We start from the raw sequence: 15,849 nt of genomic DNA, 5'->3' as shown, positions 1-15,849 counted from the left end.
TGCGCGCATCGTTCGGTCAGGACACCGAAAGTTGCGTGTCGATGAAGTCGAAGATCTCGTCGGCGCTGGCCGACTGGAGCTTCTCGGTGACGGTGTCGCCGCTGTGTTCGGTGGTTCCGTGCAGGTCGGCCAGGAGTGTCTGGAGCCGCGCGGTGAGCTGCGACCGCGCGCCCTTGTCGAGGGTTCGCCCGGCGATCAGCCCGGCGAGCCGGTCCACCTCGGCCAGCAGCGGCAGCTCGGCAGCCGAGTCACCGACGATCCGGCCCACCAGGTGTGCGGTGAGGGCCCGGGCGTTGGGGTGGTCGAAGGCCAGCGTCGCCGGGAGCTTGACGCCGGTCGCCACGCTGATCTGGTTGCGCAGCTGCACCGCCGTCAGCGAGTCGAAGCCCAGTTCCTTGAACGCCCGGTCCGGCTCGACCGCTGTGCTGTCCGGGTGGCCGAGCACCGAGGCCGCCTGGGCGCGGACCAGATCGAGCAGGACGGCGTCCCGCTCGGTCGGGTCCAGGCCGTCGATCCGGCGCAGCCACGGCGCGCTCGCCGGGTCGCCGGTGCCGGCGGCCACCGCGGCACGCACCGCGGGCAGGTCGCTGACCAGGCGCGGCGGGCCGGCCGGGTGCTGTTCGGTGAAGCGGTCCCAGGCGATGTCGGCCAGCACGATCCGGGTGTCGGCGTGGTCGAGGACCTGACCCAGCGCGGTCAGGGCGGACGGGGTGGGCAGCGGGGTGGTCGCGGGGCCGTCGGTGGCCTCGCTCTGCGCCCATCCGCTCCAGGCGATCGAGGTGGCGGGAAGGCCGGCGGCGGTGCGCCGGTCGGCCAGGGCGTCGAGGTACGCGTTCGTGGCGGCGTACGCGCCCTGCCCGGTGCTGCCGAGCGTCCCGGCGAGCGCCGAGAACAGCACGAACGCGGTCAGGTCGTGATCGCGGGTCAGCTCGTGCAGGTGACGGGCGCCGGTCGCCCGGCCGGCGGCGACGGCCGCCAGACGCGCACCGGTGAGTCCGGTCAGCAGGCCCGAGTCGCGGGTTCCCGCGAGGTGGAAGACGGCGGTCAGGTCGTCGATGCCGTCGAGCAGTCCGCGTACCGCGTCGCGGTCGGCGACGTCGCAGGCGGCGATGGTCACCCGGGCGCCGAGCTGTTCCAACTCGCTGCGCAGGTCACCGGCACCCGGGGCGTCGGGGCCTCGGCGGCTGGTGAGCACCAGGTGTTCGGCGCCGCGTCCGGCCAGCCAGCGGGCCACGTGCGCGCCGATCGCGCCGGTGCCACCGGTGATCAGTGTGGTGCCGGTCGGTGCCCATCCGGTCGTCGGCGCCGGGGTGTTGAGTGGCGCCGGTCGCAGGCGGCGGGCGACCGCCCCCGCGGACCGGATGGCCACCTGGTTCTCGCCGGTTGAACCCGGCTCGCCGCGAAGGGTGACGGCGAGCCGGGTTCCGGCCACCGGGTCGAGAGTGTCGGGCAGATCGATCAGCCCGCCGAAGCGCTGCGGGTCCTCGGCCTCGAGTACGGGTCCAAGGCCCCAGAGCATCGCCTGGGCCGGATGCGGCACATCCTCGCCGGGGGCGACGGCAACCGCCCCACGGGTGACGCACCACAGTTTCGCCGGGGAACCGATGTCGCCGAGCGTCTGCAGCAGCGTCAGCGTGGCGGTCGTCCCGGTGGTGATCTGCGGGTTCTCTCGATCCGGACGTTGGTCGAGCGCGAGCAGCGACAGGACGCCGGCGAGCGGGATGTCGATGTCGGAGAGCCGGTTGAGCAGACTGGCCAGCTCGGCGCGCTCGGTGGTGGCGGGTGCGATCTCCAGGACCTCCGCGCCGTGCTCGCGCAGGGCGGCGGCGCAGTCGGTGGCGATCCGGTGCTGGTCGGTGGTGTCCGGTACGACGAGCAGCCAGGTGCCGTCGAGCCGGGGCGGTGTGCCGGCGTCCGGGATGGCGGTCCAGCCGACGGTGTGGCGCCAGGTGTCGGTGGTGTCCCTCTCCCTGCGGGCGCGCCGCCAGGTGGCGAGCGCGGGCAGCAGGTCGCCGCCGTCGCCGGTGATGCCCAGCGGGCTGAGGTCGCCGTCCTCGACGGCCTGCCAGAACTCGCTGTCCACCGGGTCGGCCGCGCTCATCGCGCCGCCTCCGGAGGGCCAGTAGCGCTGGTGCTGGAACGGGTAGGTGGGCAGGTCGACGACCCGGGTGGCCGGGATGACGGTGCTCCAGTCGACCGGGGCTCCCTGCACCCAGGCCTCGGCCAGCGACCGTACGACCTGGTCGGTGCCACCGGCGTCGCGGCGCAGCGTGCCGATCGTGGCCGCGTCCACAGTGTCAGCGATCGCGCCGGTGAGCACCGGGTGGGCGCTGACCTCGATGAAGATCCGGTGACCGGCGGCGTACGCGGCCTCGACGGCCAGGTCCAGGCGCACCGGCTGGCGCAGGTTGCGGTACCAGTAGGCGGCGTTCATCGTGCCGCCGTCGGCGACGGAGGAGAACACCGGCACCTCGCCGGCCAGCGGCGTGACACCGTCGAGCAGGCGGGCCAGCTCGGCCTCGACCGGCTCGACCAGGGCGCAGTGCGAGGCGTAGTCGACCTTCACCCGCCTGGCGCGTACGCCGGCTGCCTCCGCGACGGCCAGGAAGACGTCGAGGCTGTCCGGAACCCCGGCGACGACCACGCTGGTGGGGCCGTTGACGGCCGCGACGCTCACGCCGTCGGGAAGCAACGGGGTGACCACGTCCAGGCCGGCGTTGACGGAGACCATGCCGCCCGTGCCGGCGATCGTCAGCAGCGCCCTGCTGCGCAGCGCGACCACCTTGGCGGCGTCGCCGAGGGAGAGGACCCCGGCGACACAGGCCGCCGCGATCTCACCCTGCGAGTGACCGATCACCGCGTCCGGTACGACACCCCTGGCCCGCCAGACGTCGGCGAGGGCGACGTTGACCGCCCAGAGGACGGGCTGCACGACGTCCACCCGCTCCAGCCACCGCGGGTCGTCGGAGCGCAGGACGTCGAGCAGGTTCCAGTCGACGAACGCGTCCAGGGCCGCGGCGCACTCGGCGATCCGGGCCGCGAAGACCGGCTCGGCGTCGAGCAGGCCAACCGCCATGCCGATCCACTGTGAACCCTGGCCGGGGAAGACGAAGACGACCTCCGCGTCGGGGTACGTCGACCCGGAGATAACTGTGCTCGACGGCAGACCGTTGACCAGTGCGTCCAGACCGGGCGCGTGGTCCGGGCCGAGCACGACGGCCCGCTGGCTGAACGCCGAGCGGGTCGTGGCCAGCGAGTAGGCCACCTCTCCGGGTGCGGCGTCCAGCGCGGCGAGCCGCTGGGCCTGGTCGGCGATCGCCTTCGCGGTGCGCCCGGTAAGCAGCCACGGCACGTCCGACGTCGTCGCGGTGACCTCGTCGGCGTCCACGGCCGGCGCTTCCTCGATGATCACGTGAGCGTTGGTGCCGGAGACGCCGAACGAGGAGACACCGGCCCGACGCGGGCGCTCGCCCGCACTCCACGGCCGCGCCTCGGTGAGCAGCTCCACCGCGCCGTCGGACCAGTCCACCTGCGGCGTCGGCTCGTCCACGTGCAACGTCCGCGGCAGGGTCCCGTGGCGCAGCGCCTCGACCATCTTGATGATGCCGGCGACACCGGCGGCGGCCTGGGTGTGCCCGATGTTCGACTTGACCGAACCGAGCCACAGCGGCTGGTCGGCGGGACGTTCCTGACCGTAGGTGGCGAGCAGCGCCTGGGCCTCGATCGGGTCGCCGAGCCGGGTGCCGGTGCCGTGCGCCTCGACCACGTCGACATCCGCGGCGGACAATCCGGAATTGGCGAGAGCGGCCCGGATGACGCGTTGTTGGGAAGGCCCGTTCGGCGCGGTCAGACCATTAGAGGCACCGTCCTGATTGACAGCGGAACCGCGGACCACAGCGAGTACGCGGTGACCGTTTCGGCGCGCGTCGGAAAGCCTCTCCACGAGAAGCATTCCGACGCCCTCGGAGAATCCGGTGCCGTCGGCGGCACCCGCGAAGGCCTTGCAGCGCCCGTCGGCGGCCAGGCCCCGCTGACGGGAGAAACCGACGAACAACGACGGGGTGGCCATCACTGTCACACCACCCGCCAGGGCGAGATCGCACTCGCCGCTGCGCAGAGCCTGCGCCGCGAGATGCAGCGCCACCAGCGACGACGAGCAGGCCGTGTCGACGGTGACCGCGGGCCCCTCCAGGCCCAGGACGTACGACACCCGGCCGGACAGGACCGCGCCGGCGTTGCCGGTGGCCAGGTAGCCCTCCAGGCCTTCGGAGGCCCCGAACAGCACGGCCGAGTAGTCGGAGCCGTTGGTGCCGGCGAAGACGCCCGTACGCGAACCGGCGAGTGCCGCCGGGTCGATTCCGGCGCGCTCGACGGCCTCCCACGAGGCTTCCAACAACAGCCGCTGCTGAGGATCCATCGCTAATGCCTCACGCGGATTGACACCAAAGAATTCGGCATCGAACTCACCTACGTCGTAGAGGAACCCGCCATTCCGGGTGTATGTGGTCCCAGCGTTGTCGGGATCGGGATCGAACAACACCCCTAAATCCCAGCCCCGATCCGCAGGAAACGCGCCCATGCCGTCGCCGTCCGCGCTGACCAGCCGCCACAGGTCCTCCGGGGAGCCGACGCCGCCCGGGTAGCGGCAGCTCATGCCGACGATGGCGATCGGCTCGTCGGCCGCCACCGGGGTCGTCGGGGCCGGGGTGGCCGGTCCCGGGTCGGTGTCCAGGAGTTGTTCGCGCAGACGGGCGCTGAGGGCGTGCGGCGACGGGTGGTCGAAGACCATGGTGGCCGGCAGGCGCAGGCCGGTGGCGCGGGCCAGCCGGTTGCGCAGCTCGACGCCGGTCACCGAGTCGAAGCCGAGTTCCTGGAAGGTGCGGCGCGGCTCGACCGCCTCCGGTGACGGGTAGCTGAGCACCGCGGCCACCTGGGCGCGGACCAGGTCGAGCAGCGTGCGCCGCTGGTCCGCCTCGGACTGGCCGGCGAGCTGCCGGGCGTACCCGTTGGTGGGTGTCGCGGCCGGGTCGTCGGCCGCGGTCGTCGCGGCGCGCGACAGCAGTTCCCGCACCTCGGGCACCGCGTCGAGCAGCGGGGCCGCGCGGGTGGCGGTGAAGGCGACGAAGTACCGCTCCCAGGCGATGTCGGCGATGGCCAGGTACGTCTCGTCGTGGTCGACCGCGCCGCGCAGCGCCTCGATTGCGAGCGCTGGTTGCATGCCGGGCATGCCGTGCCGGTCGAGCAGGTCGCCGAATCGGCCGTCGGCGAGTCCGCCGCCGTCCCAGGCGCCCCAGGCCACCGAGAGGGCGTGCCCGCCGGCCGCGCGACGCTGCTGGGCGAGCGCGTCGAGGTAGGCGTTGGCCGGGGCGTAGTTGCCCACGCCGGAGCTGGCGAGGGTGCCGGCCACCGACGAGCAGAGCATGAAGACGGCGAGGTCAAGGTCGCGGGTCAGCTCGTCCAGGTTGGTCGCGGCGGTCATCTTGGCGTGCAGGGCACGCGACATCCGGTCGACGTCGAGGGCGTCGACGACGGTGTCGTCGATGGCGGCGGCGGTGTGCACGACGGCGGTCAACGGGTGCGCGGCCGGCACGTCCGCGAGGACCCGGGCCAGCGCGTCCCGGTCGCCGGCGTCGCACGCCACCACGGAGACCGTGGTGCCCAGTCCGGTGAGTTCGGCGGCGAGGTCGGCGGCGCCCGGCGCGTCCGGTCCACGGCGGCTGAGCAGCAGCAGGTGCCCGGCTCCGGAGCGGGCCAGCCAGCGGGCGATGTGACCGCCCAGGGCGCCGGTGCCGCCGGTGATCAGGACGGTGCCCTCGGGGTTCCAGCGGCGGGTCGGGGCCGTCTCGGCGAGCGGCGCGCGGACCAGGCGGCGGCCGAAGACGCCGCTGCTGCGCAGTGCCACCTGGTCCTCGCCGATGGCGCCGGAGACAACTGTGGCGAGCAGTCGTCGGGTGCGGTCGTCCAGTTCGGCCGGGAGGTCGACGAGCCCACCCCACCGGTCCGGGTGCTCCAGCGCGGCGACCCGCCCGAAGCCCCAGACCAGGGCCTGGGCCGGGTTGGTGACCGGGTCGGTACGACCGACCGACACCGCCCCCGAGGTGGCGCACCACAGGGGCGCACCGAGGTCGGCGATCCCGAGTGCCTGGGTGAGCGCGACAGTGGCGGCGAAGCCGGCCGGCACGTCCGGGTGGTCCGGCAGCGGCTGCTCGTCCAGAGCGAGCAGGGAGAGGATGCCTCCGGGCTGCGCGCCGCGCAGGGTGTCGGCCAGCGAGTCCCGGTCGGCGGTGCGGGTGTCGACCTCGACGGCGATGACCCCGGCGGCGTGCTGGCCGAGGGCGTCGAGGGCCGCGGTGACCCGGTCGTCGTCGCGCCGCCCGGCGGGCACCAGGACCAGCCAGGTGCCGGCGGGGGCGCCGTCGGCGCCTCCCGGATGCGGGCGCCACGCGATGTGGTACCGCCAGGAGTCGACGGTCGCCTGGTCGCGACTGCACCGGTGCCACGAGGTGAGGCTGGGCAGGATCGGCTCGACCACCTCACCTCCGACCCCGAGGGTGGCGGTGAGCGCGTCGACGTCGGCCCGGTCCACGGCCGCCCAGAAGCCGGCCTCGGCCGGGGTGCCGCTGCCGGTGCCGGTGCTCGGGTCGGCGGCGCCGAACTCCACCTCCAACCAGAAGCGCTGGCGCTGGAACGGGTAGGTGGGCAGAGCGACGGTACGCGCGCCGGGGAACACCGCCGGCCAGTCCAGTCGGACGCCGTGCACGTGGGCCTCGGCCAGTGACCGGGTGAAACGGTCGAGGCCGCCCTCGTCCCGGCGCAGACTGCCGATGACGGCGGCGTCGTCGTCGTCCGTGCCGCCGAGCAGTTCGGTGAGCCCGCCGGTCAGGACGGGGTGCGGGCTGCACTCGATGAAGACGGTGTGCCCGTCGGCGCGCAGGCGTTCCACGGTCTGCGCGAAGAGGACCTGCTGGCGCAGGTTGCGGAACCAGTAGTCGCCGTCCACAGTCGTGGTGTCCAGCGGCTCGCCGGTGACAGTGGAGTAGAACGGGATGACCGCCGGGCCGGGCGTGAGCCCTTCCAGGGCGGCCAGCACGGCGTCGCGGATCCGCTCCACGTGGGCGGAGTGCGAGGCGTAGTCCACGTTGATCCGCCGGGCTCGTACGCCGTCGCGCTCGCACTCGGCGAGCAGTTCGTCCAGGGCGTCCGCGTCGCCGGCGACGACCACCGACGCCGGCCCGTTGACCGCGGCGACGCTGATCCGACCGGGGTAGGTCTCCAGTCGTCGCCGCACCGCCTCGGCGGGAGCCGCGACCGAGACCATGCCGCCGAGCCCGGACAGCGCCGACAGGGCCTGGCTGCGCAGCGCGACGACCTTCGCACCGTCCTGAAGGGACAGTGCGCCGGCGACGACCGCGGCGGCGATCTCGCCCTGGGAGTGGCCGACGACCGCGGCCGGGGTGACACCGTACGAGCGCCACAGCTCGGCGAGCGAGACCATGACCGCCCAGAGCGCGGGCTGCACCACGTCGACAGGCTTCAGCACGGCCGGGTCGGTGGAGCGCAGCACGTCGAGCAGGGACCACTCGGTGTGCGGCCGCAGAGCCGCGGCGCACTGCTCGATCCGCGCGGCGAACACCGGCGCGTTGTCCATCAGCTCGGCGGCCATCCCCACCCACTGGGAGCCCTGGCCGGGGAAGACCAGCACCGCGCCGGTCGCCTCACCCCGGGAGGCGTACGCGTCCGCGGTGTCCGGCCCCTGGTCGGCGAGCGCGTCCAGGCGCTCGCGCAGGCTCGCCAGGTCGCGGCCGACCAGCACGGCCCGGTGTTCCAGGGCGGCCCGGGTGGTGGCCAGGGAGAAACCGACGTCCGCCGGATCGACGGGTCCGGCGGTGTCCAGGTGGGTGGCGAGGCGGCGGGCCTGGTCGCGCAACGCCGCCTCGGTACGCCCGGACAGCACCCAGGGCAGGGCTGCTCCGGCCGGCGCCGGGGTCACCGGCTCCGACGACGGGGCGGGGGCCTCCTCCAGGATCACGTGCGCGTTGGTGCCGCTGACCCCGAAGGCCGACACACCACCGCGCCGGGGCAGCCCGGTGTCCGGCCACGGCAGGCGTTCGGTGGCCAGCGCGACAGTTCCCGCCGACCAGTCGACCTGCGGGGTGGGCTCGTCGACGTGCAGGGTGGGCGGGACCACGCCGTGCTGGATGGCCAACGCCATCTTCATCATGCCGGCGATGCCGGCGGCGGCCTGGGTGTGGCCGATGTTCGACTTGACCGACCCGATCAGCAGGGGCCGCTCGGCGGCGCGCTGCTTGCCGTAGGTGGCGATCAGGGCCTGTGCCTCGATCGGGTCGCCGAGGGTGGTGCCGGTGCCGTGGGTCTCGACCACGTCGACCTGCGCTGCGGTCAGCTTCGCGTCGGCGAGCGCCTGACGGATCATGCGCTGCTGGGCGGGGCCGTTCGGGGCGGTGAGACCGTTGGACGCGCCGTCCTGGTTGAGGGCGCTGCCGCGGACCACCGCGATGACCGGGTGGCCCCGGCGCTGCGCGTCGGAGAGCTTCTCCAGCAGCACCAGGCCGACGCCCTCGGCCCAGCCCGTGCCGTCGGCGGACGCGGCGAACGGCTTGCAGCGGCCGTCGCGGGCCAGGCCGCGCTGCCGGCTGAACTCGACGAACGGGGTCGGCGTCGACATGATCGCGACGCCACCGGCGAGGGCCAGGGAACACTCGTCGCGGCGCAGCGCCTGGGCCGCCAGGTGCACGGCGACCAGCGACGACGAGCAGGCGGTGTCGATCGTGACGGCCGGCCCCTCCAGGCCGAGGGAGTACGCGATGCGCCCGGACACCACGCTGGTCGAGCTGCCGGTGAGCAACTGCCCCTCGATGGCGTCCGGCGCGCTCATCAGCACCCGGGCGCTGTAGTCCTGCATGGTGACGCCCGCGTAGACACCGGTGCTGGTGCCGCGCAGCGACAGCGGGTCAATCCCGGCGCGTTCGAAGGTCTCCCACGCCGACTCGAGCAGCAGTCGCTGCTGCGGGTCCATGGTGAGCGCCTCGCGCGGCGAGATCCCGAAGAACGCGGCGTCGAACTCGCCGACCTCGTCGATGAACCCGCCATGCCTGGTGTACGTGGTGCCGCGGTGCTCCGGGTCGGGGTCGTAGAGCTCCTCCACGTTCCATCCCCGGTCGGCGGGGAACTCGGTGATGCCGTCCCGACCGTCGGCGAGCATCCGCCACAGCTGTTCCGGGCTGTTCACACCGCCCGGGAAGCGGCAGCTCATCGCGACGATCGCGATGGGCTCCTGGTCGCGTGACTCGACGGCCTGCAGCTGACGCTTGGTGCGCCGCAGATCAGCGGTGACCTTCTTGAGGTAGTCGAGAAGCTGCTGCTCATCGGCCATCGTTCGGCCCTCCCCTAGGACGGAAGTGGTGGATCACGGGAATTCGAGTTCGTTGTCGATCAGGTCGAAGATGTCCTCGGCGGAGGCGCTGTCGAGGTCGGCATCGTCGGACGTCGCCGCGGCGGGCACGGCCGAGGCCGGTTCCACGGCGGCGAGAAGTTCCCGCAGCCGGGCCGTGATGCCGGTGCCGGCCAGCGCCTCGGCGTCCAGCGCCGAGATGGCGCCGGTCAGCCGGTCGAACGCGACGTGCACGGCGTTGCCGTCCGGCTCGGCGCCGGTGGTGAGTTCCTTGCCCAGGTGCTCGGCGAGCGCCTGTGCGTTCGGGTAGTCGAAGACGAGCGTGGCGGGCAGCCGCAGCCCCGTCGCGCCGTTGAGCCGGTTACGCAGCTCGACGGCGGTCAGCGAGTCGAAGCCGAGTTCCTTGAAGGCGCGGGTGGCTTCGATCGGCTCCGAGGCGGGGCGGCCGAGGACCACTGTGGCGTGCCCGCGTACCAGATCGAGCAGGATCCGCTGCTGGTCCGCCGCGCCCAGCCCGGTCAGCCGCCGACCCAGGTCGTCGCCGGTCTCGGCGGCGGCGGCCGCTGCCCGGCGGGCCGGGGCCCGCACCAGGCCACGCAGCAGTGGCGCAACGGCGCCGCCCTGCCCGCGCAGGATCCCGGTGTCGATGTTCGCCGGGACCAGGATCGCCTCGTCGTGCCGTAGTGCCGCGTCCAGCAGGGCGAGCCCCTGCCCGGCGGTGAGCGGGGCCATCCCACCGCGGGCCATCCGGGCGTGGTCGGTCGCGTCCAGGTGACCGGTCATTCCACTGGCGTCGGCCCACAGGCCCCAGGCCAGCGCCACCGCGGGTAGTCCCTGGTCGCGCCGGTGCTGGGCGAGGGCGTCGAGGAACGTGTTCGCCGCCGCGTAGTTGGCCTGCCCGGCGCCGCCGAACGTGCCGGCGCCGGCGGAGAAGAGGACGAACTCGGCGACCGGCGCCGAGCGGGTCAGCTCGTGCAGATGCCAGGCGGCGTCCACCTTGGGCCGCATCACCTCGTCCAGGCGCTCCGGTGTCAGCGAGCCGACCACACCGTCGGCGAGGACGCCGGCCGCGTGCACCACAGTGCTGAGCGGGTGCTCGGCCGGGATGCCGGCGAGCAGCCCGGCCAGGGCGTCCCGGTCGGCGGTGTCGCAGGCGACGACCCGGGCCTGGGCGCCCAGCTCGGCGAGTTCCGCGCACAGCTCGGCGGCGCCGGGAGCCTGCGGACCGCGCCGGCTGGTGAGCAGCAGGTGCCGGCGGCCCTGTCGGGCGAAGTGCCGGGCCATCAGCGCGCCGAGCGTGCCGGTGCCGCCGGTGATCAGCACGGTGCCCTCGGGGTTCGGCCGGGGCGGCAGGGTGAGGGCGATCTTGCCGATGTGCCGGGCCTGGCTGAGGAAGCGGAACGCCTCCGGCGCGCGACGCAGGTCCCAGGTGCGCAGCGGCATCGGGCGCAGGTGCTCGGCCGCGAAGAGTGTGATCAGGTCGGTCCAGATCTCGCGGATCCGCTCGCCGCCGGCCTCAATGAGGTCGAACGCCTGGTAGCCGACGCCGGGGTGCTCGGCGGCCACGGTGTCGGCGTTGCGGATGTCGGTCTTGCCCATCTCGACGAACCGCCCTCCGCGGGGCAGCAGCCGCAGCGACGCGTCGATGAACTCACCGGCCAGGGAGTCGAGGACCACGTCGACGCCGCGGCCGTCGGTCGCCGCGAGGATGCGCTGCTCGAAATCGAGGCTGCGCGACGAGGCGATCCGGTCGTCGGCGAAGCCGTTGGCGCGCAGCACGTCCCACTTGCCGGGGCTGGCGGTGCCGAACACGTCGGCGCCGAAGTGCCGGGCGAGTTGGACGGCGGCCATGCCGACGCCGCCGGTCGCGGCGTGCACCAGCACCGACTGCCCGGCGCGCAGGTGGCCGGCGTCGACCAGGCCGTAGTAGGCGGTGAGGAACGCGACCGGCACGGTGGCGGCGACCGGGTACGACCAGTCGTCGGGGACCTTGGCGATCATCCGGTGGTCGGTGACGCCGATCGGTGCCATCGAGCCGGAGAAGAGGCCCATCACCCGGTCGCCGACGGCGTAGCCGCTCACACCCGGCCCCACCTCGATGATCTCACCGGCCGCCTCGTTGCCGAGCACCTGCTGGTCGGGAACCATGCCGAGGGTCAGCACCACGTCCCGGAAGTTCAGGCCGCTGGCGTGGATGCGGACGCGCACGTGACCGTCCGGCAGGTCCCAGCCGATCTCCGGGCAGGGCAGCAGCTCCAGGTTGTCGAAGGTGCCCCGCTCGCGTACGTCGAGGCGCCACGGCTCGTCGCCGTCCGGCAGGACCAGGGCGGAGGTGGTCGCGGCGCGGGCCAGGCGCAGCGCGTGCGCGGTGCCACCCCGCAGCGCGACCTGCGGTTCCCCGGTGCCGGTCGCGGTGACCAGCGCGGCCGCCGAGGCGGCATCGCCGTCCAGGTCGGCGAGTTGGAGCCGGTCCGGGTTCTCCGCCTGCGCGGCGCGGATCAGACCCCACAGGGGGGCGTGCACCAGGTCCTCGATCGGGTCCTCGGGGCCGGTCGACACGGCATGGCGGGTCACCACCACGAGCCGGGCGTCCGGGCCGGCGAGCCAGTCCTGCAACAGTGCGAGGAAGGAGTGGGTCGCGCTGGTCGCGGCCGTGGCGACGGCACCCGCGGTGCCGCCCGGGCCGAGGGGCGCGATGACCAGGTCGGGGCGCCGACTCGCGTCGTCGGCGACATCGGCGTACGCCACGACGTCGTGCCCGGCCTCCGCGAGGGCAGCGGACACACCGATCTCGTCGGCGCCGAGGATCGCGACGAGGGCCGGAGCACTGTCGGCGGGAAGGGTCAGCGGGGTCCAGTCGAGACGGAACAGCGAGTCCCGGGCCGGGTCGTCGGCCGCCTCCAGGGCGCCTGCGGCGATCGGGCGCAGCACGAGCGAGGCGATCGACAGGACCGGGCTGCCGGTCTGGTCGGCGGCGAGCACCGAGACGGTGTCGGCGCCCAGCGGACGCAGCCGGACGCGCAGCACCTCCGCGCCGGTCGCGTTCAGGTCCACGTCGGTCCAGGAGAACGGCAGCAGCCCGCCCTGTTCCGGTCCGGCCGGTCCGAGGGCCAGGCCGATCGGGTGCAGTGCCGCGTCGAGCAGCGCCGGGTGCAGCCCGTACGCGTCGGCGTCGGTCCCCCGGGGCAGCGCGACCTCGGCGTACACGTCGTCGTCGGAGCGCCAGATCGCCCGCAGTCCCTGGAACGCCGGGCCGTAGCCGTAGCCACGGGCTTCCAGGTCCGGGTAGAAGCTGTCCACCGGCACGGCTTGCGCGCCGGCGGGGGGCCAGACCGGGAGAGGTTCCGGGGCTTCCGGTCGGGTGGTGCTGAGCAGACCTGTCGCATGCCGGGTCCACTGCTGTTCGGCGTCGGCGGTGTCCGGCCGGGCGTAGAGGGTGAACGCCCGGTCCGGCCCGTCCCCGGCGGCGTCAACCACCGCCTGTAGTGCCACACCGGCCTGGTCGGGCACGATCAGCGGCCGTTCCAGGGTGAGGTCGGCGACGATCGCGCAGCCGAGCTGGTCGCCGATCCGGATGGCCAGGTCGAGCAGCGCGGTGCCGGGGACCACCAGGCGGCCGGAGACGCGGTGGTCGGCGAGCCACGGGTGCGTGGTGAGGGATAGCCGCCCGGCGAAGATCGTGCCGTCGGCCCCGGCGAGTCCGAGGGCCGCGCCGAGGACCGGGTGGGTGACGGGGGCCAGGCCGAAGGCCGAGGCGTCGCCGTGCGGCCGGGTGCTGGGGCGCGGCCAGTAGCGCTGGGTCTGGAAGGCGTAGGTGGGCAGTTCCACGACGGGGGCTGCCGGGATGACGGTGTGCCAGTCGACGGGTGCGCCGCGCACCCACGCCTCGGCCAGCGACCGGACCACCTGCTCGGGCCCACCCTCGCCACGACGCAACGTACCAACCGTGGCCACCTCGGCGGTGTCAGCGATCGCGCCGGTCAACACCGGGTGAGCGGAGACCTCGACGAAGATCCGGTGTCCGGCCGCGTATGCCGCTTCGACCGCCAGATCCAGCCGGACCGGCTGACGCAGATTGCGATACCAGTAGTCGGCGTCCATCACGCCGCCGTCCTCCACTGTGGAGAACACGGGCACCGCACCGGGTTGCGCTCGCACCCCGTCGAGCAGACGGGCCAGTTCCGTTTCCACGGGCTCGACCAGAGCGCAGTGCGAGGCGTAATCGACCTTCACCCGCTTCGCCCGCACCCCGGCCGCCTCCGCGGCGGCCAGGAACGCATCCAGGTCAGCGCCGGCCACGGCGACGCTGGTCGGGCCGTTGACCACCGCAACACTCACACCGTCGGTCAGCAGAGGTGTCACCACGTCCAGGCCGGCGTTGACCGACACCATCCCACCACTGCCCGACAACGCGAGCAGAGCCTGACTGCGCAACGCGACGACCTTGGCGGCGTCGCTCAGTGACAGCACCCCGGCCACACAGGCCGCAGCGATCTCACCCTGGGAGTGGCCGATCACCGCGTCGGGGGTCACACCCCTGGCCCGCCACACCTCCGCGAGAGACACGTGCACCGCCCACAGGACCGGCTGGACCACGTCGACACGCTCCAGCGGATCGTCGGAGCGCAGCACCTCCAGCAGGTTCCAGTCCACGAACGGATCCAGCGCCGCCGCGCACTCCGCGATCCGCGCCGCGAACACCGGCTCCGCATCCAACAACCCCACGGCCATGCCCACCCACTGCGAACCCTGACCCGGGAACACGAACACCACGCCCGAGTCCGGGTGGGCCGCACCGGAGACCACCGAGCCCGACGGGACACCATCCGCCAGCGCCTGCAGGCCAGCGGCAACGTCCGGCCCCAGCACCACCGCCCGGTGATCGAACACCGACCGGGACGACAGCAACGAGTACGCCACCGACGACGCGTCCGCCGCCACTGTCGACAACCGCGCGGCCTGATCAGCGACCGCCGCCGCCGTACGCCCCGACAGCAGCCACGGCGCACCCGACCCCGTCACCTCTACCGGTACGACAATCGGCGCGGCGGGCGGCTCCTCGATGATCACGTGGGCGTTGGTGCCGGACATGCCGAACGACGACACCCCGGCCCGGCGCGGGCGCTCCCCCGCCGGCCACGGCCGCGCGTCCACCAGCAGCTCCACCGCGCCCGCCGACCAGTCCACGTCGGGCGTCGGCTCGTCGACGTGCAGGGTGCGCGGCATCGTCTCGTGCCGCATGGCGTGGACGACCTTGATGATGCCGGCGACACCGGCGGCGGCCTGTGCGTGACCCATGTTCGACTTGATCGAGCCGAGCCACAGTGGCTGGTCGGCGGCCCGCTCCTGACCGTAGGTCGCCAGCAGCGCCTGCGCCTCGATCGGGTCACCGAGGGTGGTGCCGGTGCCGTGCGCCTCCACCATGTCCACGTCGGCCGCGGAGAGCCCGGCGGCGGCGAGTGCCTGGAGGATCACCCGTTCCTGGGCGGGCCCGTTGGGCGCGGTCAGTCCGTTCGAGGCGCCGTCCTGGTTGACCGCGGTGCCCCGGACCACGGCGAGCACCCGGTGCCCGTTGCGGACCGCGTCGGAGAGTCGCTCCACCAACAGCATGCCGGCGCCCTCGGCCCAGCCGGTGCCGTCAGCGGCGGCGGCGAACGCCTTGCACCGGCCGTCACCGGCGAGGCCGCCCTGGCGGGAGAACTCGACGAACGTGCCGGGGGTGGCCATCACGACCGCGCCGCCGGCCAACGCGAGGCTGCACTCACCACGTCGCAGTGCCTGTGCGGCCAGGTGCAGTGCCACCAGCGACGACGAGCAGGCCGTGTCGACGGTGACCGCCGGCCCTTCCAGGCCCAGCGTGTAGGCGACCCGCCCGGACGCGACGCTGGCCGCGTTGCCGGTGGCCAGGTAACCGTCGAGGCCGTCGTCGGCGGCGCCCATCAGCAGTGTCGAGTAGTCGTGTGAGTTGGTGCCCGCGAACACACCGGTCCGCGATCCGGACAGCGACGCCGGGTCGATGCCGGCCCGCTCGATGGCCTCCCACGACACCTCCAGCAGGAGCCGCTGCTGCGGGTCCATCGCCAGGGCCTCGCGGGGGCTGATCCCGAAGAACGCGGCGTCGAAGTCGGCGACGGCGTCGACGAACCCGCCCTGCGCGGTGTGCGACGAGCCCCGGTCGTCCGGGTCCCCGGCCAGGGCGGCCAGGTCCCAGCCACGGTCGTCGGGCAGCCCGGAGACCACGTCGGCGCCGTCGGCGACGATCCGCCACAGGTCCGCCGGGGTGCTGATCCCGCCCGGGTAGCGGCAGGCCATCCCGACGATCGCGATCGGCTCGCGGTCCGCGGCTTCGAGGTCGCGCACCTGGTCGCGGGTGCGCTGCAGTTCGTTGATCACCTTTTTGAGTGATTCGCGCAGGCGTAGTTCGTCCGCCATCAGAA

Annotated in this window: 2 protein-coding genes; both read right to left on the bottom strand. The window is 73.6% G+C overall.

The annotated features are described in order from the left end of the window. Positions 1-16 precede the first annotated feature (16 nt). Positions 17-9,394, bottom strand: coding sequence for a type I polyketide synthase (locus CLT68_RS33210; RefSeq protein WP_199177085.1), 9,378 nt, complete (start codon positions 9,392-9,394; stop codon positions 17-19). Positions 9,395-9,427: 33 nt separating this feature from the next. Beyond that, entirely contained in the window at positions 9,428-15,805 is a 6,378-nt protein-coding gene (locus CLT68_RS33205; protein WP_486482442.1) for a type I polyketide synthase, read from the bottom strand. Between the last annotated feature and the right edge of the window lie 44 nt (positions 15,806-15,849).

This window comes from Micromonospora sp. CNZ299 (assembly GCF_002754415.1).
The sequence above is the reverse complement of the archived record's forward strand: the minus strand, read 5'-3'. Positions and strand labels throughout refer to the sequence as shown.